This window comes from Pseudomonas sp. LBUM920 (assembly GCF_003852315.1).
Taxonomy (GTDB): Bacteria; Pseudomonadota; Gammaproteobacteria; order Pseudomonadales; family Pseudomonadaceae; genus Aquipseudomonas.
The window spans coordinates 1,343,149-1,366,458 of the sequence record NZ_CP027762.1; the positions used below are offsets into that span (position 1 = coordinate 1,343,149).

Genomic DNA, 23,310 nt, shown 5'->3' on the forward strand with positions numbered 1-23,310 from the left:
CATGTTCGACGCGCTGTTACGCATGCAACTGGGGCCGATCGTAGAGCGCCTGGTGGAAATGGAAACCCAACTTGAAGACCTTTACCGGCGTGCCGAAAGCTTCTGCCGCATTGGCGTGTGTCAGGAGGTCGACGCCGCCAGCAATACCTGCAAGGTCAGCCACGGTGAGTTGCTCACGCCGGCCATCCGTTTTTTCAACCCTAGCGCCGGTGCACAGACTGAAACGCGCATTCCGTCCGTGGGCGAACAATGCCTGTTGCTCAACTACGGCGGCGGCGAAGGCGGCGGCCAGTCTGTGGCCTTGTTCGGCCTGAACACTAGTCAGTTTCCGCCGGTCTCCAGCGTTGCCAGCTTGACCCGGCGCCGCCATCAGGACGGCACTCAAAGCGATTACGACGACGCCAGCCACACGTTCAACTGGGTCAACGGCCCCACCACCTTTACCGGCTCCCGCGAGCAGGTCGACGTCAAGGTCGGCGCCGCCAGCCTGACCATGAGCGCCCAGGGCATCACCCTGCAAATCGGCGGCACCCGCCTGTTGCTCGATGCCGGCGGCGCACACTTCAGCGGCCCCGTAGTGGACCACCAAGGCCGCGTCATCAGCCCCCGATAAGGACACCGCATGATCGGAATCGACAGGAACACCGGCGCAGCCGTTGATGACTGGCTGCAATTCGTGCAGCGCGCCACCCGAGCGCTGACCACCCCCGTGGGCACTCGCCAAAAACGCCCGCTGTACGGCTCGCAGATCCCGCAGCTGCTCGGCCAAAACCTCGGCGATGACCTGCTGATCCTCGCCCAAAGCCACGCCGCGCAAGCGTTCTACAACACCCAGAACGGCATCGGCGACTTTCAACCCCAGGTCATCGTCGCCACCCGCCAAGGCGCCGGCCTGCTCTTGCGTTTCGCCGGCACCTGGAAAAACCGCCAACAAACCTTTGAGGTCGTGACATGAGCATGCTGATCCCCGGCCAGAACCAACTGGCGGAACCGGCCATCATCGCGGTGGATGAGTTCGAGCCGTTGCTGGCCGAATTCAAGGCGTTTGTCGTTGATTACGTCGCCGCCCGAGCACCGCAAAGCGCGGCCAAACTCAAGGTCAGCCTCGACAACGAGAGCGAGTTGCTGACCCTGGCCCTGGAAGCCTTTTGCGTAAGGCTGCAAACCCACGAGCGCAAATACAATGCACGCATCAAGCAGATGCTGGCGTGGTGGGCCACCGGCAGCAACCTGGATGCACGCTTGGCCGACATGGGCCTGGAACGCCAAGTGCTCGACCCCGGCGACCCGGCGGCTTTCCCGCCTGTGCCGCCAACATTGGAAAGCGACGACGACGCTCGCCTGCGTTATTACCTGGCGCCGCATGCGCCGGCGGCGGGCTCGCGCATGCAGTACCGCCGTGAGGTGTTCACGCTGGGCGAGCGGCCGTCGCTGAAAGTGCAGAGCGCGACGCCGGGCGTGGTGACCGTCAGCTACACCTTTGACCCGGACGGTTATGCGGCACAGATCAAGGATGGCAACGGCCGACGCACTGCCCCCGGCGAAGTCATGGTCACTGTGCTTTCGCGGGAAGCCGACGGAACACCATCCGCCGATTTGCTGGACGGCGTGCGTCGCCATTTCGCACGGCCGGATGTACGACCGGAGACCGATCTGGTCAGCGTACAAGGCGCGCAAATTTTGCCTTACAAAATCCGCGTGGTCGCAAAGATCAACGCCGGCCCGGATTCGGGGCTGACGCAAGTCGCCGCGCAGAAACTGCTGCAGGACTACGCACAGTCCTGTCATCGCCTGGAAGGGCGGGTGGACCCGAGCTGGATTGACTATGCGATTCACAGTGCGGGGGCTGCGCAACTGCAAATCCTCGAACCCCTGGCGCCGATCATCTGCACCGCATTTCAGGCGCCGTATTGCACGGGGGTTGAAGTGGAGGTGCATACGCTATGAGTGAGCCTAAAGTGAGTTTGTTGCCGGCCAATAGTTCGCCGCTGGAAAAGGCGTTGGATCAAGGCTTCGGCCAATTACTTGAGCGAATCACCCTGCCTTTTCCCGAGTTGATGGACCCGACGCAAACACCTGCCGAGTTTTTGCCGTATCTGGCGGCTGACCGAGGCGTGAACGAGTGGAGCGCTACCGCCGTCGAGGCTGAAAAGCGCGCGACCGTAAAACTTGCTTGGCCAACAGCTCGGCAGGCGGGCACGCGTAAAGCGCTTGAGAACGCGGCCAAAGGTCTGCAACTGATCCCCGAAGTGCGGGCCTGGTACGAACAGTCACCGCAGGGCAAACCATACAGCTTTGCGATCAGGGCTTTCTCCGAGCTGCCTTACAGCGAAGAAATCGATGCACGACTGGACCGGCGCCTGGCGGAAGCCAAAAGCGAGCGCGATGTTTTCACTGTCACGGTGGGTTTGAGCGCCTTTGGCAGCCATTCCATTGGTGTTGCGACTGTCTGCGGTGAGCTGACCACTATTTATCCCATTGTTATCGCGGGACTCGAAGTGTCTGGCATGGCCTTTATGGCTGCCGGGCATTACACCGTCGAAACCGCCACTATTTATCCACAGGGGTCCTAAATGGCCGATTTTTATACCCTGCTAACCAATGCAGGGATTGCTTATGAAACTGCCTGCAAGGCTGCCGGCGTACCGATCAAACTCGCGCAGATTTCGGTCGGTGATGGCAATGGCGCGGTCTACAACCCCGACGCCACTGCAAAAGCGCTAAAGCGAGAAGTATGGCGCGGGACGTTGAATGCGCTGTTTCAGGATGAGAAAAACCCGAGCTGGTTGCTGGCTGAGGTGACGATTCCACCCGAGGTTGGCGGCTGGTACGTACGCGAAGCCGGGCTTTGGACGGACACCGGGGTTCTGTACGCTATCGTTAAATACCCGGAGTCGTTCAAGCCGGTGTTGGCGACGTCCGGTTCGGGAAAAGAGTTTTATATCCGCTCGATTTTCGAGACCAGTAATGCGTCGCTGGTGACGTTGTTGATTGATGACACGGTGGTCAAGGCGACGCGGGCTTGGGTGACCGGTTATGTGGCGGATGAGTTGGCCAAGCTGGATGCGAAACAATCGGTGCGCGTGGCGACCACGGCAAATATCTCCCTGAGTGCGGCACAAACCATTGATGGTGTTGCCGTAGTTGCGGGTGATCGGGTTCTCGTCAAAAACCAGACTGCTGCGAAAGACAACGGGCTTTATGTTGTGTCAAATGCGGCGTGGGTTCGGGCTAAAGATGCTGACTCCAACGCTAAGGTGACATCGGCGATGACGGTGTCGGTTGAGCAGGGTGCGACGCTTGGCGATACGATTTGGCAGCTGGTCACGGATGGAGTGATTGTCCTGGGGGCCACGGCGCTGGTTTTTCAGAACATTACTCAAGGTTTCACACCTCTGTCCGCCATGGGCAGCATGCGCGGGTATGTGGACTACTCGCAGAGTGCTGCGCTAACAGCCATGGACATCGGATTTTACATCAGAGGGCTGACAACGGGCATCGTGCTAGCGCTGCCGGATCCGCTTCTTCACCCTGCAGGCGCTAGGTTGATTATCCAGGCAGCCGCGAGTGCCGCCTACATCACGGTGACTACGCCTAATTCACAGTTTGGTGGTTCCAACAGCGACGTATTCGGAAGCCCATCAATAAAGTTGGTGGCGGGTGTTTCGTCCGAGTTTGTTAACACGGGAACGGGCTGGTTGTCTTTCGGTGGCAGCGGTACGGCGCTTTTGGCTGCTTCCGGTTACATAAAACATCCCAATGGTCTGATCGAGCAGTGGGTCACCGGAGGCTCTGATGCTAATGGGGTCATGCTTGTGTCACTGCCGATTCAGTTTCCGACGGCGGTTCTCGGTGGTATCGCCAACGAGGCAAATCCAAGCGGCTGGGGACTCAGCACGGTGACTGTTTGGGCGTTTGATGCACCTGCAAGCACTTTGTCGACTGCTGCTGCTCGTGTAAGAAACGTGACGCAGGCCGGCCCTTCAGTCGCGCCTGGAATCATGGGGCGCATTCGGGTTTGGGGGAAGTGAGATGAATATCTATTTTTATGAAAAGACACTCGGCTTTGATGTGCTGGCCGAGCGAGGTTCTGAGGTGCCTGAGGGCGCCGTTGAAATCTCAGTCAATGCTTACGCTGAGCTTTTTGAAGGGCAGTCCAAGCAAAAACGAATTGCCGCGGATAGCGCTGGGTATCCCATTCTTGTTGATCAACTCGCGGCCTCTATCGAGGTCCAGGAAATCAATGAGCGTGCCTGGCGTGATACACAGCTTAAAGAAACCGATGGCGTGATAGCACGGCATCGCGATGAGTTGGAGGCCGGTTTGAAAAGCACCTTGTCGACCGAGCAATATAACGAACTCCAGACGTACCGACGTCTGCTGCGCTCCTGGCCGGAAAGTGAGCACTTTCCATTGTTTGACCACCGTCCGTTCGGCCCCATTTGGTTTTTAACTCAGAGCCAATAAGCGCCCTGTGCTAACAGGGCAATTTCCTTTCTATTCCCCCAACAAAAAACCGCGCTGCGGTTTTTTTTATGCCCGGAGATCCACCTATGGCCAACCGCCAAACCTACACCGTCCTCATCCCATTCCCCACCGGAGGTGGCCATTGGTCCACCGTCGGCGAGGAGCTGGAACTGCTCGACGTCGAAGCATCCGCTCTACGCACCGCTGGCCGCCTGGAACTGACCAGCGTCCTCAACTCCACCCCCAAGAAGGCTGACTAACCATGGCTGAGGTTTTGAACTTCGAGCACAACGGCATCACCGTGAATGCCACTGAATCCCCGGAGGCCATGGGTGGCCTTGGCGATAACGTCATCGGCCTGATTGGCACTGCGCCGAATGCCCACGCGTCGATCCCTAAAAACGCGCCGTTCCGCATCAACAGCTTCACCACCCAGGCGCTGCTGGACCCGACCGGCGCCGAGTCGGGCACGTTGTTTCAGGCGGTGTACCAAATCCTCAAAGTGGTGAAGGTGCCGGTCTATGTGGTCATCGTGGAGGAGGGCGCAACCCCGACCGATACGATCAACAATGTGATCGGCGGCAACGAGCCGACCACCGGCCGCAAGCTGGGCCTGGCGGCCTTGAGCAGCGTCCCTGAAGACCTGACCATCATCGGCGCCCCGGGTTTCACCGGCACCAAGGCTGTGGCGGGTGAGTTCGCCTCCTTCGGCAAGCGCATCAAGGCGCGTGTGGTGCTGGATGGCAAGGATGCGTCTGTCGCTGACCAAGTGACTTACAGCGGCGAACTGGGCGGTGCCGACCTCGGTTTCGACCGTTGCCTGCTGGTGCACAACATGCCGTCGGTGTATTCCAAGGCGGCGAAGAAAAACGTGTTCCTGTCGCCATCCTCGCTGGCCATCGCCGCGCTGGCCAAGGTCAAGCAGTGGGAAAGCCCAGGTAACCAGGTGACGTTCGCCGAGGACGTTTCCCGCGTGGTCGAGTACAACATCCTCGACACCTCCACCGAAGGCGACCTGCTCAACCGCTACGGCGTGAGCTACTACGCACGCACCATCCTCGGCGGTTTCTCGCTGCTGGGTAACCGCTCCATCACTGGCAAGTTCATCAGCTACGTGGGCCTGGAAGATGCGATCAGCCGCAAGCTGGTCAAGGCCGGCCAGAAAGCCATGGCCAAGAACCTCACCAAGTCCTTCATGGACCAGGAGGTCAAGCGCATCAACGACTGGCTGCAAACCCTGGTCGCCGACGAAACCATCCCAGGCGGCAGCGTGTACCTGCACCCGGAATTGAACAGTGTCGAGAAGTACAAGAACGGCACCTGGTTCATCGTCATCGACTACGGCCGCTATGCGCCGAATGAACACATGATTTATCAACTCAATGCTCGCGACGAAATCATCGAGCAGTTCCTGGAGGACGTTCTCTAATGTTTACCAACCGTGTAAGACAGGCCATTGCGGCCACCCTTCAAGGCCTGCCGTTGTCCGCGACGGTGGAAGAGTTCGATCCGCCGAAGATTGAATTCGAGATGGAGCCCATGTCCGGCGGGCGCTTTATTGCCGAAGAAATGGCCAAGAGCGGCAAGGTGCTCGGTGCCACGCTGGTACTGCAAGGTGCGGGGCCGGAAATCATGTTGGCCCTGGGCGTGCGCCTAGGTGACGACATCTTGCTCAACGTGCGTGAAGCCGGGCAAGACCAGGACGGCAAGACCTACTTCACCTACCACACGGTCGGCGGCAAGCTCAAATCTCTGGTCGAGGCGAAGCTGAAGATGGGCGAGAAGGTCACCACCACCCTGGAATTGTCCTGCCGCACCTACAACCGTCTGGAAAATGGCATCTCGGTGATCGACATCGACGTGCGCACCCAGAAATTTGTGCTCAACGGCGTCGATATTCTTGGCGATGCGCGCCGAGCGGTACTCATGCCTTAAGGGCGACCGTGCTTTGAAATGGGCACCGTCAATGTGGGAGCCGGGCTTGCCCGCGATGCAGGCGACTCGGTGTACCTGGTGTACCGAGTTGATGCCATCGCAGGCAAGCCAGCTCCCACATTGACCGCGCTCAGCTTTAGATCTGCGCTGCTTTTCAACAACGCTCTACAAGGAATTGCCCCATGGCCTGGATGCCACCGCTGCACAGTCTGCTGTCCCCGATCACCGCCGACACCGGCGCGACGATCCAGCAGGTTCAGCTCAAACCGCTGTTCTACGCCGCGCAAAAAGCCGCGCTGGCCCGGGCCGGTGATGACGAGGACGACCAGTTTTTTGAACTGGCGAAACTCGCCACCGGCCTGTCGGAAAAAGAGCTCGACCAACTCAAGCGCCCGGACTACGTGAGCATCGCTCAGTACGTGCATGAAATGTCGACGCGGCCTGCGTCTTTCTTCCTGGATGCGCGTGAAGAAACGTCCCACGACCAGCCGGTCCAACTGTTGCTGCCGCTCGATACAGCCGGTCGCACCCTGACCGAGTTGCCCTTGGAAATGCCCGCCCTGCGCGCCACTAAAGTGATGAAAAAGCTCGCCACCAACAAAGAGCGCGCCGAGTTCATCACTGCGCACTGCACCGGTTTGATGATCCCTGATCTCGCCAGCCTCAGCGTGCCCGACTGGACGGAATTGCAGGAGCGCATCGACGATTTTTTAAATCAACCGGCGGACTTCTTTCGCAGCGCGACATCGAAGTAATCCTCGATGTGGTGCCGCTGATCTACTCGGTCAATGAGGCGGAAATCCTCGACTGGGACGCCGGCAAAGCATTGCGCCGCTACGACATTGCGATCACTCGCCTTGGCGTTAAACAGGAGTAAGCGGGATGCAAGACAAGTATTCGCTCGCGTATGCCATGGCCAAGGATGGTCAGGGTGTTTTCGGCAGTGCAGATGGCGCAAATGATGCCAGTCTCGTCAATCCAGGCACTTTGGCACCCCTCGCCCCCGAGCGCGCGACGGGGATTAGCCTGGCGTTGGCCAGTGCAGACTTGCGGCTTAACGAACTCGCGCAATCCCTGCAGGTACTGCGTGAGGGGGTGGACGCGCTTGAAACGTCTTTATCCACACTGAAGACGGCTGATGTGCAGCCGTTGAAAACCGACGAACACAGCGAATCGAAGACGGTCGCTGAATTCACATCGACCCAATCCGAAGATCTGCGCCTTACCCGTGAATCCATGTCGCTGGGCGCTGGGCAACCTCTCGACCCGGTGGCATCGCAGCGATATTCGAATGCCCATCTTTCGTTTGATACAAAGGCCACTTCGGAGAAGTCGATAACGGTTTTACGAAAGGAAACCACTGAAAGCGCAAGTCGTCTTACCAAGACCCTGGAGCCTGCGCCGATATTGCTGGAAGCGACATGGTTGCAGGCCAAAACCGAGGTAATGGATAAAGCCAATAACTGGGCCAGCGACTCGCCGGTCGGGGCCAAGACGGTTAAAACGGCAGAGGCCGTGATTTCGGGGTTGACGGAGACAGTCACCTCCAGAGTCAAAGGCAACGTGGTGGATGTGACGCTTGGCAAGATTCCCTTGATTGGGAAGTTTTTCCAGGACGGTGGCTTTGAAAAAGACAAGCCATGCTGCTGTGCAGCGGCGGGCGAAAAATCAATTTCGAGCAGGGACTCGGCGCACGGAGGGTCTTCGGGGAAGCAGAAGCCCGGAAAGCCCAAGTCTCAGGCGGCAAAAAAGTCTCAGGCGGCAAAAAAGTCCCAGCCAGCACGAAAGGCTCAAACAACACGAACGTCCCCGCCAGCGCGAAAGGCTCAAACAACGCAAAAGTCTCATCCAGAACGAAAGCCTCAAATAACACAAAAGTCTGCGTCAGTACGAAAGGCTCAAACAACGCAGACGTCTCCAACCTCGCACAAGAAGCCAACGCCTGCTGCGAAGCCATCCGCCGCCAAGCGCTCACGTGCAAAAGGTGTTGGTTTGGTTGCATCGCTGTATGGCGTGGGCGAACGCCTTTCGAGGTGGTTTCCGAAGCAGCAGTCTCTTGGGTTTGCGGGTGACATTTCCCCAGGGTTACAGCCGCGCGCGGCCGGGACAAACAGTCGAACGAAAAAAAGTGCCACCCAGCGATTGAGTTCGGGCAGAGCGCCCGGGCTGCTTGAAGCATTGGAGCGGGGCCTTGTGCCCCTGCCGTTCGAAGGTCACCGAGACACCCTTTCACAGGCTCAACCTATCAGTCGTGAACGTCTGCCAGCCCCGGCCCACCGCTCAATTAAGGTGCCTGTTCCAGGCTTGTGGGGCGCGATGAGCAAACTGGAGTCGTCCGCCGCCCGCCGCCTCGGCCCACTGAAGTACGTCGACACCGCTATGGACGTGGTGCAGGGCGTACGCAACGGTGACGCCAAAGCTGTCGGTGCAGGACTCACCACGGCCAGTGGCGCCTGGGCTGGGGCTTCTGCCGGCGCCGCGATCGGCACGCTGGTTTTTCCCGGTGTCGGCACGGCTGTCGGTGGTGCAATCGGCGGTTTGCTCGGCAGTGAGGCGGGCGCCTGGCTCGGTGAAAAATTGTTCAGTTCAAGTGATCGCCTGCCTGCGCCCGCTGCGGTGAGCAAGGAGCTCAACGCTGCGCGCACGGACAATGTGCAAGTCACGATTGCCCCGAGCATCCAGATCACTGGCGTCAACCCCGCCGATGCCCAGCAGGTCGTCAACCAAGTGATTCAGGCTTTGCAATTCCAATGCATGCCGATGGTCACCGACAGCCTGGGGATCCGGCGCAACGCGGCACTGGCCGATCCTCCAGGAGGTGATTGATGCGACAACAGATGGTCCTCGGCGACTTTATTTTTGGTCTGTCCCGAGGCTTTGCCTATTCCTCGCTGGTACGTACCAGCGACGGCGGCTGGAGTGACCTGGCGATTATTGCCAGCAAACCCCTGTCACGACAGAGCGGGCAAAAGCTGGAAAAAATCACGTTCAGCGGCACGGCGATGTACGCCATCGGCATGCAGCGGCTGGATGAATTGCGCACGCTGCAAAATGCGCGGGCGCCATTGCCCCTGGTCGATGGTATCGGCCGCAACTGGGGCCTGTGGCGGATCAATTCGGTGATTGAAACCCAGAGCAATGTGATCGACGACGGCACCGCCATGCACATGGCCTGGACCCTGGAATTAGAGGAGTTCGTCAATGCGTAGAGTGCGAAGTATTGCCGGTGATTCGGTCAACCTGCTGCTCTACCGCGAGTTGGGACGTTGCGATGACGCGGCGGAAGAAACCCTCTGGCGCCACAACCCCTTACTGGCCGAATACGGTCCGGTACTGCCGGCTGGTGTGTGGGTCATGGTGCCTGAAATGCAAGCGCGGCCCGCTGCCGTGCGACCTGTTCTGGCCTGGGATTAAGGAGGCTGCATGGCACAGGGATTCACACCGATCGTGGAGTTTTACGGCGCCAACGCGGCGCTGCTCAACCAGCGGTTGATGCGCTGGAGTCACACCGACACCGCAGGTATTGAAAGTGATCGGCTTGAGTTGACCCTTAATATCGAGGGGCTGGAAGGGTTGCCCACCCTCGACGGCAAGATTGGCTTGCGTGCCGGTTATCTGGAATCGGGATTGGTGGAGAAGGGCGAGTTTGTCGTCACCCAACGTACCCCGGTGCTGTTTCCCATGAGTTTGATGATCGTGGCCACGGCTGCGCCGTTCAGCATGTCCGACAAAAGCGGTTATCGCCAACGTCGGTCCGCCAGTTATGGGCCCACGACGTTGGGTGCATTGTTCCGCCAATTGGTCAGTCGTCATGGCTTTTCACCGCGTGTCGCACCGTCGCTTGAAGGGGTGCAAATCGCGCACATCGACCAGTCCAACGAAAGCGACATGGCGTTCATTACGCGCCTTGCCAAACGTTATTGCGCGGTCACCAAACCCTTCAATGAACTGTATGTGCTGGCCGAAGCCGGACGGGTCACGTCGCTTTCCGGCCAGATGCTGCCGGAAGTGAAGTTGTCCGTGACCGAAGACAACCGTCCCGGTGAACAGGCTTTCATCACGGCCAAGCTCGACGAAAAGTCCCGCGCAAAATACGAGGGCTGCCGCGTCACCTGGTGGGATGCCGCCATTGGCAGGCAGCGCGTGGTTCAGGTGGGAAATGCCCCGTTCAAAACCTTGCGCCAACGCTACCAGAACGAAGCGGAGGCCCGTGCCGTGGCCGAAAGTGAACTGCGTCGTGTCGGGCGTGAAGATTTGAAATTGCTGATCGATTGCCCAGGCAATCCCCTGTTGGCGGCCGAGGGCTTGCTGGTGCTGGATGAGACCTGGCCTTCGTATATGCAGGGGCGTTGGTCGATTACCACCGTGACCCATGTCGGCGACATGGCGACGGGCTATCGCAGTTCGATCACAGCCAGCGGGTTGTCGTCTTGATGGTCGCCGTCACGCGTTATTGAAGTTTGAACCCCTCTCACCACACTGCCTACCTGAAGCAAGACAGGAACCAAGATGCCTATGAACGACGAAGATTTGGCCGCAATCAACCGTTTGGTCGCCGCCCTGCAAACCCAAACCGACGGCCAGGTGGCGCTGAATGCCGCCCTGCGCCTGTTGGCCCAGAGCAACCAGGCATTGGTCGACGTGATCAAGAGCCGTGAACCGGACCCGAATGCTCCGCCTTATCTGGATGGCAAACCGGCGCCCTGATTCACCTCGACCAAAGCCCTGCATCCGTTGCACCCCACAGCCCGCCTTTGCGGGTTTTTTAATGTTCATGGAGAACACTCGATGTCGATTCTTACCCAAGGTACCCAGATTTTTGCCCTCGTCCCGCCGGTCTCCGGCACCGGGCCTTACACCGTGCTGGAGATCGAGCACGCCACCTCGTTCGAACCGGGCGGTGCGCCGGCCGAACAGATCGAAGACACCAGCCTGAATGCCGAAGAGCGCAGCTACAAAAAGGGTCTGCGCACCCCAGGCACCGCGAGCCTGGGCCTGAACGCCGACCCTACCAACGCCAGCCATATCCGCCTGCACCAACTGTCCGAAGCCAAGGGTGACACCGGCGTGAAGTGGGCCGTGGGCTGGTCCGACGGCAAGGACGTACTGCCTACCGTCAACACCAAAGGTGATGGCTTTGAACTGCCGGCGACCCGCACCTGGTTCACGTTCGACGGCTACGTCTCGGACTTCCCGTTCAACTTCGCACTGAACGCGGTCGTCACCACCACCGTCACCATCCAACGCACCGGCGGCAGCGCCTGGATCAAGAAAGCCTGAGAGAAGCCATGAACCTCAAACAACTGAAAGCCAAGGGCGGCATCGTTGATGGCCAGCCGGTGAAGAAAGACATCAGCTGGACGCACCTGGACAGCAAAACCGGCAAGGAAGTGACTGACACCTTCACGCTGCACATCCGCCGCCAGTCGTTCGGTGTGATCGAGCGCCTCTTTACTCAGGGCGAATCTGCCCAGAGCCGCAATGCCAGTTACCTCGCCGCTTCGGTGTCGTTGGGTAACGACGGCACTGAAGCGCTGAGTTACGACGATGCCTTCGGCCTTGAGCCGTCATTGGGGTTTGTGATCCTCAATGCAGTCAATGAGGTGAATGGCACCAGCGGTGGCGGCGTAAAGAGCTGACGGTCGCCGATGAGTTCTGGCACGAACTGGTGCTGAACGGAGTGGGCGGCCGCACGATTGCGCAAGCCAAGGAACGCATGACCTACCACGAAGCCCTGGCCTGGGGCCGCTATATCGACCGATATGGCTCCCTGCACGCCGGTAGGCGGCTGGAGGCGGGCAGCGCGTTGGTGGCGCTGCAGACCCACCGGCTGGGCGGTGGCACGGCCGAGTTGATTGATTTCATGCCCCATGAGCTGCGTCGGGGCGTATCACTCGAACGTGCGATGAACGAGTGGCGTTAAGGACGACGCCACTTTCCTTGAAACCCGCCTCAAGCGGGTTTTATCCATGACCCGGAGAAACCTATGGCAACTGCTTCCCAGGGTAATCTGACGCTCAACCTCGGCAGCCTGGAGCAGGCCCTGGCGAAGGCGTCACGGATTACCGAAAACAGCATGCGCGAGATGCAGCAGAAGATCGAGGACGCCGGTAAAAAGGTCAGCGCGTCTGCTGCAGCGGCGCTACAGGTCACGTCCGGCCAGTTCAAGGACTTCCAAAAGTCCTATGATCCGGCCACGGATGCGGCGGAAAAATTTATCCAGAAAAATGCGCAGCTGGTGGAGGTGCTCAAGCAGAGCCAGGGTGCGCAAAGTGACTTTTTTGGTGGGTTGGATGGGCCGTCGAGTTATACCGAGCGGGCGGGTTTGACGTTTCCAACGGGTGGGCCGTATGGGGATGTACCTGCGCCGAAGCCTTCGGGTGACGAGGAGGTGATGGCATTTCTGGACGATGAAAAAACTCGCCAAGTGAAGGGCAACTTCGCCGAGATGACGCGTTTGCTGGATGATTGGCAGCAGGGCGCAAGCGCTGCGTTCGAAGAGTATTCGAACAAGGCCGGCACCGCGGCCGAGCAATCGAAAGCGGTGTTTGCCAGTGCTTTCGAAAAAATGGACCAAGCGGTCCTCACGTTTGCGACCACAGGCAAATTCAACTTTTCGGACTTTGCCACGTCCGTGCTCAAGGACATGGCCACGATGGCGGCGAAGACGGCGGCGTCGAGTGCGTTGAGTTCGTTGTTCGGGCTTGCCAGTTCGGCGATCAGCGCATGGTGGAGCGGGGGCAGCACGCCCACTTCGACGACTACCAGTGTTGGCCCCTTCAGCAACACCTTCACCCCTCAAATCAATACGGCGGGTGTTCATTACAACGCCAAAGGGAGCGCATGGAACGCGGGCGTCAAAGCGTTCGCCAACGGCGGAGCATTTACCAACAGCGTCGCCACTGGCCCGACATTGGCGCCTTTAGCGCTGTTCGGCGAAGCCGGCCCCGAAGCCATCATGCCGCTGAGCCGCGGTTCCGACGGTTCCCTGGGCGTGCGCGCCTTGGGCGCTGGCCAGTCGGGCAGTACCAGCAGCAACCAGGTCGTCATCCAGCAAACCATCAACGTTGCCGACGGCCAGGGTGCCGGCACCGATGGCAATGCCCAGAACGTCGCCCGTGCTTATGCCGGCTCCGCCCGCCAAGGCGCCGCCGAGCAAATTGCACGCGACCTCAAACCGGGCGGGCAAATCTGGTCGGCCATTAACGGCCGCTGACAACCAACGGCTTACGCCGGGAGAAAACATGAGCACAGAAACCTTCACCTGGGAGCCCAAAGTGGAGCCGGTCGGCAGCGTCGAGTTTCGCCTGAAAACGGCCAAATTCGGCGACGGCTACCAGCAAACAGCCGCTGACGGCATCAATAGCAAAACCCAATCGTGGCCACTGACGTTCGTCGGTGACGAGGCGCGAATCAAGGCAATTGTCGCGTTCCTCGACCGCCACGCCGGCGCCAAAGCGTTCAGTTGGACCGCGCCGTTGGCCACGCCTGCGCTGTTTCGCTGCAAGGGGTATCAACCGACGCCGATGGGCGCCGGGCTTTACTCCCTGACGGCGACGTTCGAGCAGGCCTTTCATCCCTAGTGCCAACAGCGGCGCCCACACCCCGCCCAGTTCGGGGTTTTCTTTGCGCGGAGAATCACATGTCCATTACCGCAGATATCCAGACCCTGGAACCCGGGGCCTGGGTAGAGCTTTTTGAACTCGACGCCACCGCCTTGGGCGCCGAGATGTACCGTTTTCACGGTTATGCACAGGCGTCGTCGATCGTCTGGCAGGGCCAGGAATATTCACCCTGGCCGATCCAGGCCGAAGGGTTTGAAATGTCGGGGCAGGGCACGCAGCCCACACCGACCCTGGCTGTAGGCAACGTCGGCGGTTTCATCACGGCGCTGGTGCTGTATTTCGAAGATTTGGTAGGCGCGCGGCTGATCCGCCACCGCACCCTGGGCAAGTACCTCGATGGCCAACCCGAGGCGGACCCGGAAGAGGAACTGCCGCCGGACATCTGGTACATCGAACGCAAGGTCGCCGAAAGCAGCGAGACGGTAAAGTTCGAACTGGCCAGCGCACTGGACTTTAACGGCGTGCAACTGCCGCGCCGGCAGATCGTCGCCAACGTGTGCTGGTGGCTCAGCTGCGGCGGTTATCGCGGCCCTTATTGCGGCTACAACGGTGGCCCGGTGGCGGATGCCAACGACGTGATTGTCACGGACGCGGCCAAGGACAAATGCGGTGGGCGGCTGACCAGTTGCAAGCTGCGTTTCGGCGAGAACAACCCACTGCCCTACGGCTCCTTCCCGGCCGCGGGCCTGTTGCGGAGCTGAGCATGAACAAGACCAACCTGGCGGCGATTGCCCGCCACGCCGTGGCCGACTACCCGCACGAATGCTGCGGCCTGCTGATTCGCGAAGGGCGCAAGCGCGTGTACGTGCCGTGTCGCAACACCGCGAGTACGCCCAGCGAGCACTTTCGCCTGGCGCCCGAGGACTATGCAGCCGCCGAAGAGCGCGGCGAAATCCTCGCGGTGGTGCACAGCCATCCCGATTGCCCGGCAACGCCGAGCGAAGCGGATCGCGTGGCGTGTGAAGCCTCCGGGTTGCCTTGGCATATTGTCGACGTGCGCCGTGGCGACGACGGAATTGTCCGCACAGGTGAATGGGCCAGCTGCACACCGACCGGCTACCAGGCGCCCTTGATCGGTCGCGCCTTTGCCCATGGCGTGCATGACTGCCTGAGCATCGTGCTGGACTACTACCGCAGAGAGTTGGGTATCGAGCTGGGTGATTATCAGCGCGAAGACGGTTGGTGGGACAAGGGCGGCAATCTCTACCTGGACAACCTGCCGGCCGCCGGCTTTGTGCAGGTCAGCCAACTGCAACAGGGCGACATCGTGCTGATGCAGATTCGCTCGCCGGTGCCCAACCATGCCGCCATCTACCTGGCCGATGGCGTGCTGCAAAGTGAACCCGAACATTACCCGGCCCCCGGCTCGATCCTGCACCACCTCTATGGTCGCGACAGCAAGCGCGACACCTATGGCGGCTATTGGGGCGAGGTGACGGTGAGTTTTTGGCGACATCGCCTGCGGGTCAAACACTAATCACATAGGCGGTTCATTCGCCTGGAGGATGCCATGCATCACGAAAAAGTCAGGACGGTGCGCCTCTACGGCAGCCTGGGCGCCAGCTTCGGGCGCGTGCATCGGTTGGCGGTCAGGAATGCCTCGGAAGCGATACACGCGTTGTGCATTCTGGTGCCCGGGTTTGAGCGTTTCCTGATGGAGTCCAAGGACCGTGGGGTGAGCTATTCGATTTTCCTGGGCCAGGAAAATATTGGCCACGATCGCCTCAAGGCGCCCGCCGGTGCGTCGGATATCCGTATTGCCCCGGTGCTGATGGGCAGCAAGCGCGCAGGGTCGATGCAAACCATTATTGGCGTGGCGCTGATCGTGGCCGCGTCGTACTTCTCCGGTGGCCTGGCTGCCGGTGGTTCAAGCCTGATCGGCGGCACGTCCACAGCCGGGTGGTCCTTTGCCGCGAGCATGGGGATGTCCATGGCCATGGGCGGTGTCATGCAACTGATATCACCTATGCCCAAGGGGCTGGGCACCATGGACCGCCCGGAAAACCGGTCCAGCTACAGTTTCAACGGGCCAGTGAATACCAGCATCCAAGGCAGCCCGGTGGGCTTGCTGTATGGCGAGCTGACGGTGGGCAGTGCCGTGGTCAGCGCCGGGATCTACGCGCAGGACCAGCTCTAACCATCGTTTTGAAAGGACCAGGAGAGCACTCATGGGATTGGCAGTCGAACACCACACAATGCGAACGGTCCTGCTATCAGGCTCGCTCGCCAGACTTTTCGGTCGAGAGCATCGCGTGACCACCTCGGGTGGATTCAGGGATGTGATGGGCTATTTCAAACAGTTTCCCGGCTTTGAACGCTACATGCTGCAAAGCGCGGATAAAGGTCTGCGCTTCGCCGTCTTCAACGGCAAACGCAACATAGCCGAAGACGATATCCAAAAGCCTCTCGGCAAAGATGTGATCCGGATTGCGCCGGTATTGACCGGCTCCAAGCGTGCCGGTGGGCTGCAGACGATTATTGGCGCGGTGCTGATCGCCGTGGCGTATTTCAACCCGTTTGGTTACCTCACCGGCCCCGCCGCCAGCATGATGATGATGGCAGGCGCCTCGATGGTGATGGGGGGCGTGATGCAGATGCTGTCGCCGCCGCCCAAGGGGCTTGGCGCGCAGGACAGCCCCAACAACCGCGCCAGCTACAGCTTCAACGGGCCGGTCAATACCAGCGCCCAGGGCAACCCGGTGGGCCTGCTCTACGGCCAGTTGATCGTCGGCAGTTCCGTGATCAGCGCCGGCATCTACGCTCAAGATCAACTCTAACCGTCCTCCTCTTCACTCAGCCCGCCCTGCGCGGGCTTTATTTCGCCTGAAGGAAAGCCATGACTGACCTCACTCTCGCTGGCAGCAAAGGCGGTGGCTCCAAGCCCCGTCCCTCCGTGGAGGCGCCAGACAGCCTGCAAAGTACGGCCTATGCCCGTATCCTCGATCTCGTCAGCGAAGGCGAGATTGTCGGTTTGAAAAACGATAAGCGCTCGGTATTCCTCGACGAGACGCCCCTGGCCAACGCCGATGGCAGCCTCAACTTCAGCGGCGTGACACTCGACACGCGCAACGGCAGCCAGGACCAGACGCACATCCCGGGCTTCCCGGCGGTTGAAAACGAAAGCCCCGTGTCCGTCGAGCTGCGCAGCGATCAGCCCTGGACCAAGTCTTACTCCAACCTGCAACTGTCTGCGGTGCGGGTACGTCTGGCGGTCACGCGACTGTCGCAGACCAACACCAGCAACGGCGACACCAACGGCTACACCGTGCAATACGCGATCGATCTGTCCACCGACGGCGGCGCCTTCGTGCAAGTGCTGGCGGCCGCGTTTAGCGGCAAAACCACCACCAAATACGAGCGCTCGCACCGTGTGGACCTGCCGCCGGCAAAAAGCGGCTGGACCCTGCGCGTGCGCCGGATCACGCCGAACTCCACCAGTGGTGCGATTGCCGATACCACCACCGTAGAATCCTCTACCGAAGTGATTGACGCCAAACTGCGCTACCCAGGTTCGGCGTTGATCGGCCTGCAATTCGATGCGGCGCAATTTCAATCAATCCCGTCGCGCTCCTTCGAAATGCGCGGCCGCATCATCAAGGTGCCGAGCAACTACGACCCGCAAACCCGCGTGTACAGCGGTGTGTGGGATGGCACCTTCAAATCCGCCTGGACCGACAACCCGGCCTGGATCTACTACGACCTGCTGCTGCACCAGCGCTATGGCCTCGGCCACTTGCTCAACGCCGGCCAAGTGGACAAGTGGGAGCTGTACCGCATCGGCCAGTACTGCGACCAGCCGGTGTCGGATGGCAAGGGCGGCACCGAACCACGCTTCACCTGCAACCTGTACCTGTCGGTGCGTGCCGATGCGTTGAAAGTACTGCAAGACCTGGCGACCACTTTCCGTGGCATGTCCTATTGGGGCGCGGGTTCGGTGATGGCCGTGGCAGACATGCCGGAAGACCCGGTCTACACCTACTCCAACGCCAACGTGATCAGCGGCCAGTTCATCTACGGCGGCTCGGCGAAAAAGACCCGCTACACCGTCGCCCTGGTCAGTTGGAATGACCCGACCGATTTCTACCGCCAGAAGGTGCAATACGTCGACGACGCCGAAGGCATCGCCCGCTACGGCATCCAGCAAACCGAGATCAGCGCCACCGGTTGCACCTCCCAGGCGCAAGCCCAGCGCATCGGCAAATGGGCGTTGCTGACCAACCGCCTGGAAACCGAAAGCGTGACCTTCTCGGTCGGCCTCGACGGCACCTTGGCGCGTCCCGGTCAGATTATCCGCGTGGCCGACAACGACCGCGCCGGTCGCCGCATTGGTGGGCGCCTGCGTGCCGCGACCCTCGACACCCTGACCCTGGATGCCGAAGTCAAAGCCGCTGCCGGCGACACCATCACCCTGGTGATGCCTAACGGCAAAGCAGTGTCGCGCGTGGTGAAATCCGCCAGCGCGGGGAACGCCGACGAGCAGCAGGTTGTGCTGCAGAGCAAACTCGACGAAGTGCCACCGGCGCAGTCGATCTGGGCCATCGACTCGGCCACCTTGGCCTTGCAACAGTTCCGCGTGCTGTCGATTTCCGAAGACTTCGCCGATAACGAAATCAAATACAGCCTCAGCGCGGTGAAGCACGTGCCGAGCAAATTCGCCGCGATCGACAACGGCGCAAAAATCGACAGCCCGCCGATCACCGTGATCCCGCCGAGTGTGCAAGCCGCGCCGACCGGCGTGACGGTCAGCAATGACCATTTTGTCGAGCAGGGCAGCGCGGTCAATGTCATGACCATCGACTGGCAGCGCCCGGCGAATGCAATTGCCTTCGAAGCTTACTGGCGCAAAAACGATGGCGAGTGGGTATACGCGGGACGCACCGGCGGCACGTCCATGGAGGTTTCCGGGATCTACGCCGGGCGCTACGTGGCCAAGGTGCGCGCGATCAATGCGCTGGATATTGGTTCGCTGTACAGCGAATCCATCGAAACCGTGCTCAACGGTAAAACCACCTTGCCTCCGACTGTGGCGGCGTTGACGACCGAGTCGTTGGTGTTCGCGATCAAGGTGAAATGGCAGATTCCGCAGGGTGTGAGTACCGCGGATTTGCAGCGTACCGAGATCTGGTATGGCAAGACGGCCGAGCTGGCGCTGGCGACCAAGTTGGGGGATTACGCGTATCCGCAAACTGACGTGACGCTGATGGGCTTGGGCGCGGGTACGTCGTTGTTTTTCTGGGCACGCCTGGTGGACCGTACCGGCAATATCGGGCCGTGGTTCCCGACCGGTGCCGGCGTCAACGGGCAGGCCAGTTCAGATGCGTCGCCGATTCTGGATTTGATTGCCGGGCAAATCAGCGAGACCGAACTGGGCAAACACCTGTTGGATCGCATCGAGTTGATCGATGGCACGGGGGCCGGTTCGGTCAACGCGCGCCTGGACTCAGCCCGCAAAGAGCTGGAAGCGCTGGTTGATCAAGTGACAGATGCGTTGCTGTATGACGCGACCAAAACCTATGCCAATGGCGAGTTTGTGCGTCAGGGCAGCCACCTTTACCAGGCAATCCAAGCCGTGCCGACTAGCAGCCCGCCACCCAATGCGGCCTATTGGCTGGACATCGGCTCCCTGGTGCAAACCACCAACGCCTTGGCACTGCAAATCCAGCAGAACAAAACCGCGATTGAAACGGTGGACGGCAAGGTTACCGCCCAAGCTTCGCAGCTCAACAGCGTGCGAGCCAAAGTGGATGACCCGGTCAGCGGTTTGGCGGCGACGTCGACCGCGTTGAATGGCTTGAAAAGCCAGGTCACCACCTTGGACGGCAAAGTCACCAGCACCTCGGAAAAAACCGATGGGGTGTATGCCCAGGTCAATCCGAAGATGGCCGGTGACGAAAAAACCTCTTACGCCGGGGATGACGTTTCCCTCGCAGGCGCTTGGTCGGTGATGTCGGCGATTGCCGAGGGTGATCTTGCCCAGGCGATGAAGACTGATGCGTTGGAGGTGAGGGTCAATCAGAACCAGGCCAGCATTACCAATGTGGATACGGCCTCGGCTTCGCGGGATGAGGCGCTTGCCCAGCGGGTGACGCGGTTGGATGCGCGGGTCAATCAGAACCAGGCCAGCATTACCAATGTGGATACGGCTTCGGCTTCTCGGGATGAGGCGCTTGCCCAGCGGGTGACGCTGTTGGATGCGCAGGTCAAGGACAACTCCGCTTCGATTGAAACGAAGTTGACCACGTTGGCCACCGCAGACAAAACGCTCGCGCAAAGCATCGACACGGTTCAGACCAAAGTGAATCAGCAGTCGGCGAGTATTCAAACCAACGCTACCGCGATTGCGGATACCAATGGGAAGTTGGCGGCGAATTGGTCGGTGCGAATGCAGGTGGTTGCGGGCGGTGCGTATAAATATGCAGGTATTGGCTTGGGCATTGAGACGAATGCCGGCGGAGTGGTTGAGAGCCAGTTTCTAATCTCGGCAGATAAGTTCGCTATTTATAATGAGCATGTAATAGGTGGGCGTGTTGTTCCTTTCGCTATCGAAAATGGTGCTACCTATATCGATTCTGCTTTTATTAAGAATGGAACAATTAGTAATGCTCAGATAGGTAATACTATCCAGTCCAATGCACTAGGCGCTAATGGAAAGCCAGTGTGGATTTTAGACAAGTCCGGGCTGTTTGAACTCAATAGTTATGGGCCAGGTGGCCGTCGAGAAGTCCGGCCGAACGTAGACAAGATTTACGATGCTTCCGGGAACCTAAGAATAAAAATTGGAGATCTGAACGCATGACCCACGGGATTCGATTTTACGATGCTGGCGGATCTGAATATTTAAACCTTGATTCGGAAACGATGAGGGCTGTTACTCTCATACAGGGAAAGGGCCTACCCAGTGACGGGCCGACTGTGCCCCTCCCTAAGTTTGATCCACTTAAAGGAATCGTCATGGTAGAGGCGTATGGGATCGAGCAAACAATTATGCCCGGTTATTCCATCAGCGGGGTGTATCCCGATGCGGCCCTTAAATTCGAGGCACTGGATGCAGCTTGGGCAGCAGCCTTTGCCGGCCAATATGCTAATCAACAATATTCTATTATGGCGGTGCACTATAAATGAGCTACGGAATATTGTGTGAGGGTCATAAAGGTCAAACGATAATCGACGATGAGCATTCATTGTTTCATGTCATGTCGTCAGGGTCTTACGCAGCCGCCGCACCCAATATCAAGGGCTGTTGGATCTATGTGACCTATACGTCATCGATAAATTCTCCTAGACCACCGCTTATCTTTATTTCTCCGGACGGTGCGGGTGTGTATTATCCGGTTGTGCATTCGGGTGCGGCTGGAGCTTGGACGGGATTCTCAGTCTACTTCGCAGGTGATTATCCTACCGAAGGCCTCGCGTATTCTGGAAAGTATTGTGCTTGTGTCGCTAACCCCCCTGCATCGGGTGGTTATGGAATGCAAGTTTTTGATAAAGCGGGTCAGGTGGTATTTGACAGCAATTATAAAGTGATGAGGTTTGTAGGCGGCGAGCAAAGCTGGACCTCTAAGTATTATTTGGACATGAGTTTCTTCTTCCGTGTATGGGTGTACAGCCTTCCTTGGAAATTCGGGAGAGACTCCTATTTTTTGATGAATATGTACCAGCAAGGATTTCTTTCGGGTATGAGTTTGTCTTCAGTGTCTGTTGGTTTTCCAACAGCCTCTAGAGAAACAATTGAATTGTCCATTGTTACAGGTAAACAGAGTGCGCCGAAGTTGAATTGGCCACTACTGATTGGCGTACCTTAATAGTTAGGCCGATTGAAGGTTTGTGAATCGTCGAGTCCCAATAGCGCTGCATTATGGGGCGACAACGTATCCAGCATTTTTTGACATAATTGCGCTAGGACTAAATATGGCACGACAAGAAATTGACTTGGGCACACGACCTGCCGGGGTGGGCGGTGATACTCCTCGCAGCGCCAACGTAAAAATCAACGCAATGACCCAGGAGTTGTACAGCCGCGTTGATGCCCTGGGCACAGCCGCTTTGGGCACGCTCACTACCAGCACCGACGATCACACCCCGGGCCGAGTGGTTCGCGTCGGGGACTTTGGTGTAGGTGCCGTCAAATCAATTGTAGAAGCAGATTTGGATGGCCTTCGCGCCGTCGGCACCTATTACTCAATGTCGGGCATCAATGCACCCAACGCAACCAATGGCTGGGTCACCGTCAACGAGGCGGGCTGGGGTTACACCCTGCAGGAGTACGTCGGTGTCGACAGTGCCAAATGGGTGCGAATCGAGGCCGCCGGCGTGTGGCAACCCTGGCAGAAAGTCCTCACCGACGGTCCAGGCCTTGCCTCTACGCAGCAACGGCTGGGGCTCAAGTCACGCGCCTTCCAGGCCGATGGAGAGCGCCTGCTCGGGCAAAACATCACCGAGGCGGGCAAAGCCAGTGGCGGGTTGGTTTCTTCCCTGACTGTCCATACCAGCATGCCCTACACCGAAAGCGAATCGCCGCTGATCCGCTGCTTGGGATGCATCAACGGCTACACGTCGCCGTTTACCCTCGACCTCTCCTGGTACTACTACCAGGGCTCGTTCAACTCGGGTGTTGCGCTGCTGAATTCGGCTTCGCCGGGCATCAGCAGTGTGCAAGGCGTGCCGGGATTGAAGGTCAGTGTGTATCGGCGTCCGGAGACGGGCTTGATGTCCATTTACATCGGCTTTCCGGGTGCGGTTTATCTGCCCCGATTTGCCATGTACTCGATCCAGACCGGCGCCCTTGAGGTGCCCGCAGCCTATACCTCGAACTGGACCACCGTGGCCGACATCGCACCGCCAACCGCGGCCATGAACATGGGCGCGCTGACGGTCATCACCACCCTGAACACGGCCAACTGCGCCAGGCAGGCGGATGGCTTGATAAAGGCGATTTGAACATGAGAGCAGTTATTGAACTACGCGGGGCTGAGGCTGCTTGCAGCGTAATGCCTTTTGCTCATGCGAAGGTTTCTTCCAAGCGCAAGGCCATCGGGGTCTACGAAGTACGCGGCACCTTGGGGCTGATTCCTTTGCCTCCCGCAGGCAATGGTTGGGGCTACACCCTGGGCATTGTCGAGACGGCGACTTCGGCGGTGGTGACCTATTCACGCAAGGTCCTGACCGTGAAGTTGTACAAGGACGGGCAGTCCTGTGACCTGGTGGATGCCATGTCCTTGCATGCCGAATTGATGGAGCCTGAACCCGCTGCGCAGCCTGTGATTTAACTGAACGGCGCTGTCCC

29 protein-coding genes are annotated in these 23,310 nt (G+C 59.2%); all 29 read left to right on the forward strand.

Annotated elements, in window-relative coordinates; genetic code table 11:
* The first annotated feature begins 1 nt into the window (after window position 1).
* Window positions 2-613, forward strand: coding sequence for a phage baseplate assembly protein V (locus tag C4J83_RS06000; protein WP_124416550.1), 612 nt, complete (start codon window positions 2-4; stop codon window positions 611-613).
* Between the two features lie 9 nt (window positions 614-622).
* Window positions 623-955 (forward strand): phage baseplate protein, encoded by a 333-nt coding sequence (locus tag C4J83_RS06005; RefSeq protein WP_124416551.1) that lies wholly within the window; start codon window positions 623-625, stop codon window positions 953-955.
* Complete coding sequence (locus C4J83_RS06010; protein ID WP_124416552.1) at window positions 952-1,947, forward strand: baseplate J/gp47 family protein; 996 nt, start codon at window positions 952-954, stop codon at window positions 1,945-1,947. Before C4J83_RS06005 ends, C4J83_RS06010 begins: the two co-directional genes overlap by 4 nt.
* Window positions 1,944-2,573 carry a phage tail protein I gene (locus C4J83_RS06015; protein WP_064450998.1) on the forward strand — a complete coding sequence of 210 codons (630 nt, stop codon included), beginning with the start codon at window positions 1,944-1,946 and terminating at the stop codon, window positions 2,571-2,573. The genes C4J83_RS06010 and C4J83_RS06015 overlap by 4 nt, the downstream gene beginning before the upstream one ends.
* Window positions 2,574-4,031: a phage tail protein gene (locus C4J83_RS06020; protein WP_082895834.1), complete on the forward strand. Its 1,458-nt coding sequence runs from the start codon at window positions 2,574-2,576 to the stop codon at window positions 4,029-4,031.
* 1 nt (window position 4,032) lies between these two features.
* Window positions 4,033-4,467 carry a tail fiber assembly protein gene (locus C4J83_RS06025; protein WP_064450999.1) on the forward strand — a complete coding sequence of 145 codons (435 nt, stop codon included), beginning with the start codon at window positions 4,033-4,035 and terminating at the stop codon, window positions 4,465-4,467.
* A 68-nt stretch (window positions 4,468-4,535) separates the two neighbouring features.
* Window positions 4,536-4,727, forward strand: a complete 192-nt coding sequence (locus C4J83_RS06030; RefSeq protein WP_124416553.1) for a hypothetical protein — start codon at window positions 4,536-4,538, stop codon at window positions 4,725-4,727.
* A gap of 2 nt (window positions 4,728-4,729) precedes the next feature.
* Window positions 4,730-5,896, forward strand: a complete 1,167-nt coding sequence (locus C4J83_RS06035) for a phage tail sheath protein (RefSeq protein WP_124416554.1) — start codon at window positions 4,730-4,732, stop codon at window positions 5,894-5,896.
* Window positions 5,896-6,402, forward strand: a complete 507-nt coding sequence (locus C4J83_RS06040) for a phage major tail tube protein (RefSeq protein ID WP_124416555.1) — start codon at window positions 5,896-5,898, stop codon at window positions 6,400-6,402. The genes C4J83_RS06035 and C4J83_RS06040 overlap by 1 nt, the downstream gene beginning before the upstream one ends.
* A gap of 182 nt (window positions 6,403-6,584) precedes the next feature.
* Window positions 6,585-7,157: a phage tail assembly protein gene (locus C4J83_RS06045; protein WP_124416556.1), complete on the forward strand. Its 573-nt coding sequence runs from the start codon at window positions 6,585-6,587 to the stop codon at window positions 7,155-7,157.
* 127 nt (window positions 7,158-7,284) lie between these two features.
* Window positions 7,285-9,228 carry a glycine zipper domain-containing protein gene (locus C4J83_RS06050; protein WP_124416557.1) on the forward strand — a complete coding sequence of 648 codons (1,944 nt, stop codon included), beginning with the start codon at window positions 7,285-7,287 and terminating at the stop codon, window positions 9,226-9,228.
* On the forward strand, window positions 9,228-9,611 hold the full coding sequence (locus tag C4J83_RS06055) for a phage tail protein (RefSeq protein WP_124416558.1): 384 nt from the start codon (window positions 9,228-9,230) through the stop codon (window positions 9,609-9,611). Before C4J83_RS06050 ends, C4J83_RS06055 begins: the two co-directional genes overlap by 1 nt.
* Window positions 9,604-9,816, forward strand: a complete 213-nt coding sequence (locus C4J83_RS06060) for a tail protein X (RefSeq protein WP_124416559.1) — start codon at window positions 9,604-9,606, stop codon at window positions 9,814-9,816. The genes C4J83_RS06055 and C4J83_RS06060 overlap by 8 nt, the downstream gene beginning before the upstream one ends.
* A 9-nt stretch (window positions 9,817-9,825) precedes the next feature.
* The gene (locus C4J83_RS06065) at window positions 9,826-10,836 is read left to right on the forward strand and encodes a contractile injection system protein, VgrG/Pvc8 family (RefSeq protein WP_124416560.1); all 1,011 of its coding nucleotides are present in this window, start codon (window positions 9,826-9,828) and stop codon (window positions 10,834-10,836) included.
* An 81-nt stretch (window positions 10,837-10,917) separates the two neighbouring features.
* Window positions 10,918-11,109: a hypothetical protein gene (locus C4J83_RS06070; protein WP_124416561.1), complete on the forward strand. Its 192-nt coding sequence runs from the start codon at window positions 10,918-10,920 to the stop codon at window positions 11,107-11,109.
* An 81-nt stretch (window positions 11,110-11,190) separates the two neighbouring features.
* Window positions 11,191-11,682: a phage tail tube protein gene (locus C4J83_RS06075; RefSeq protein ID WP_104995658.1), complete on the forward strand. Its 492-nt coding sequence runs from the start codon at window positions 11,191-11,193 to the stop codon at window positions 11,680-11,682.
* An 8-nt stretch (window positions 11,683-11,690) separates the two neighbouring features.
* Window positions 11,691-12,041, forward strand: a complete 351-nt coding sequence (locus C4J83_RS06080) for a phage tail assembly chaperone family protein, TAC (protein WP_124416562.1) — start codon at window positions 11,691-11,693, stop codon at window positions 12,039-12,041.
* A 29-nt stretch (window positions 12,042-12,070) separates the two neighbouring features.
* On the forward strand, window positions 12,071-12,325 hold the full coding sequence (locus C4J83_RS06085) for a hypothetical protein (RefSeq protein ID WP_094949899.1): 255 nt from the start codon (window positions 12,071-12,073) through the stop codon (window positions 12,323-12,325).
* Between the two features lie 63 nt (window positions 12,326-12,388).
* Window positions 12,389-13,618: a phage tail tape measure C-terminal domain-containing protein gene (locus C4J83_RS06090; protein ID WP_124416563.1), complete on the forward strand. Its 1,230-nt coding sequence runs from the start codon at window positions 12,389-12,391 to the stop codon at window positions 13,616-13,618.
* Between the two features lie 28 nt (window positions 13,619-13,646).
* Window positions 13,647-13,985: a phage tail protein gene (locus C4J83_RS06095; RefSeq protein ID WP_124416564.1), complete on the forward strand. Its 339-nt coding sequence runs from the start codon at window positions 13,647-13,649 to the stop codon at window positions 13,983-13,985.
* A gap of 59 nt (window positions 13,986-14,044) precedes the next feature.
* Complete coding sequence (locus C4J83_RS06100) at window positions 14,045-14,728, forward strand: phage minor tail protein L (protein WP_124416565.1); 684 nt, start codon at window positions 14,045-14,047, stop codon at window positions 14,726-14,728.
* Between the two features lie 2 nt (window positions 14,729-14,730).
* Window positions 14,731-15,504: a C40 family peptidase gene (locus tag C4J83_RS06105; RefSeq protein WP_124416566.1), complete on the forward strand. Its 774-nt coding sequence runs from the start codon at window positions 14,731-14,733 to the stop codon at window positions 15,502-15,504.
* A gap of 33 nt (window positions 15,505-15,537) precedes the next feature.
* Window positions 15,538-16,164: a tail assembly protein gene (locus C4J83_RS06110; RefSeq protein ID WP_124416567.1), complete on the forward strand. Its 627-nt coding sequence runs from the start codon at window positions 15,538-15,540 to the stop codon at window positions 16,162-16,164.
* A gap of 31 nt (window positions 16,165-16,195) precedes the next feature.
* Window positions 16,196-16,804 carry a tail assembly protein gene (locus C4J83_RS06115; RefSeq protein WP_124416568.1) on the forward strand — a complete coding sequence of 203 codons (609 nt, stop codon included), beginning with the start codon at window positions 16,196-16,198 and terminating at the stop codon, window positions 16,802-16,804.
* Window positions 16,805-16,863: 59 nt separating this feature from the next.
* Window positions 16,864-20,823, forward strand: coding sequence for a TipJ family phage tail tip protein (locus C4J83_RS06120; protein ID WP_177416145.1), 3,960 nt, complete (start codon window positions 16,864-16,866; stop codon window positions 20,821-20,823).
* A complete protein-coding gene (locus C4J83_RS06125; protein WP_124416569.1) occupies window positions 20,820-21,149 on the forward strand; it encodes a hypothetical protein in 330 nt (109 codons plus the stop codon). The genes C4J83_RS06120 and C4J83_RS06125 overlap by 4 nt, the downstream gene beginning before the upstream one ends.
* Window positions 21,146-21,829 (forward strand): hypothetical protein, encoded by a 684-nt coding sequence (locus C4J83_RS06130; protein ID WP_124416570.1) that lies wholly within the window; start codon window positions 21,146-21,148, stop codon window positions 21,827-21,829. Before C4J83_RS06125 ends, C4J83_RS06130 begins: the two co-directional genes overlap by 4 nt.
* A 106-nt stretch (window positions 21,830-21,935) precedes the next feature.
* On the forward strand, window positions 21,936-22,964 hold the full coding sequence (locus tag C4J83_RS06135) for a pyocin knob domain-containing protein (protein ID WP_124416571.1): 1,029 nt from the start codon (window positions 21,936-21,938) through the stop codon (window positions 22,962-22,964).
* Between the two features lie 50 nt (window positions 22,965-23,014).
* Window positions 23,015-23,293, forward strand: a complete 279-nt coding sequence (locus C4J83_RS06140) for a hypothetical protein (RefSeq protein WP_124416572.1) — start codon at window positions 23,015-23,017, stop codon at window positions 23,291-23,293.
* The last annotated feature ends 17 nt before the right edge of the window (window positions 23,294-23,310 follow it).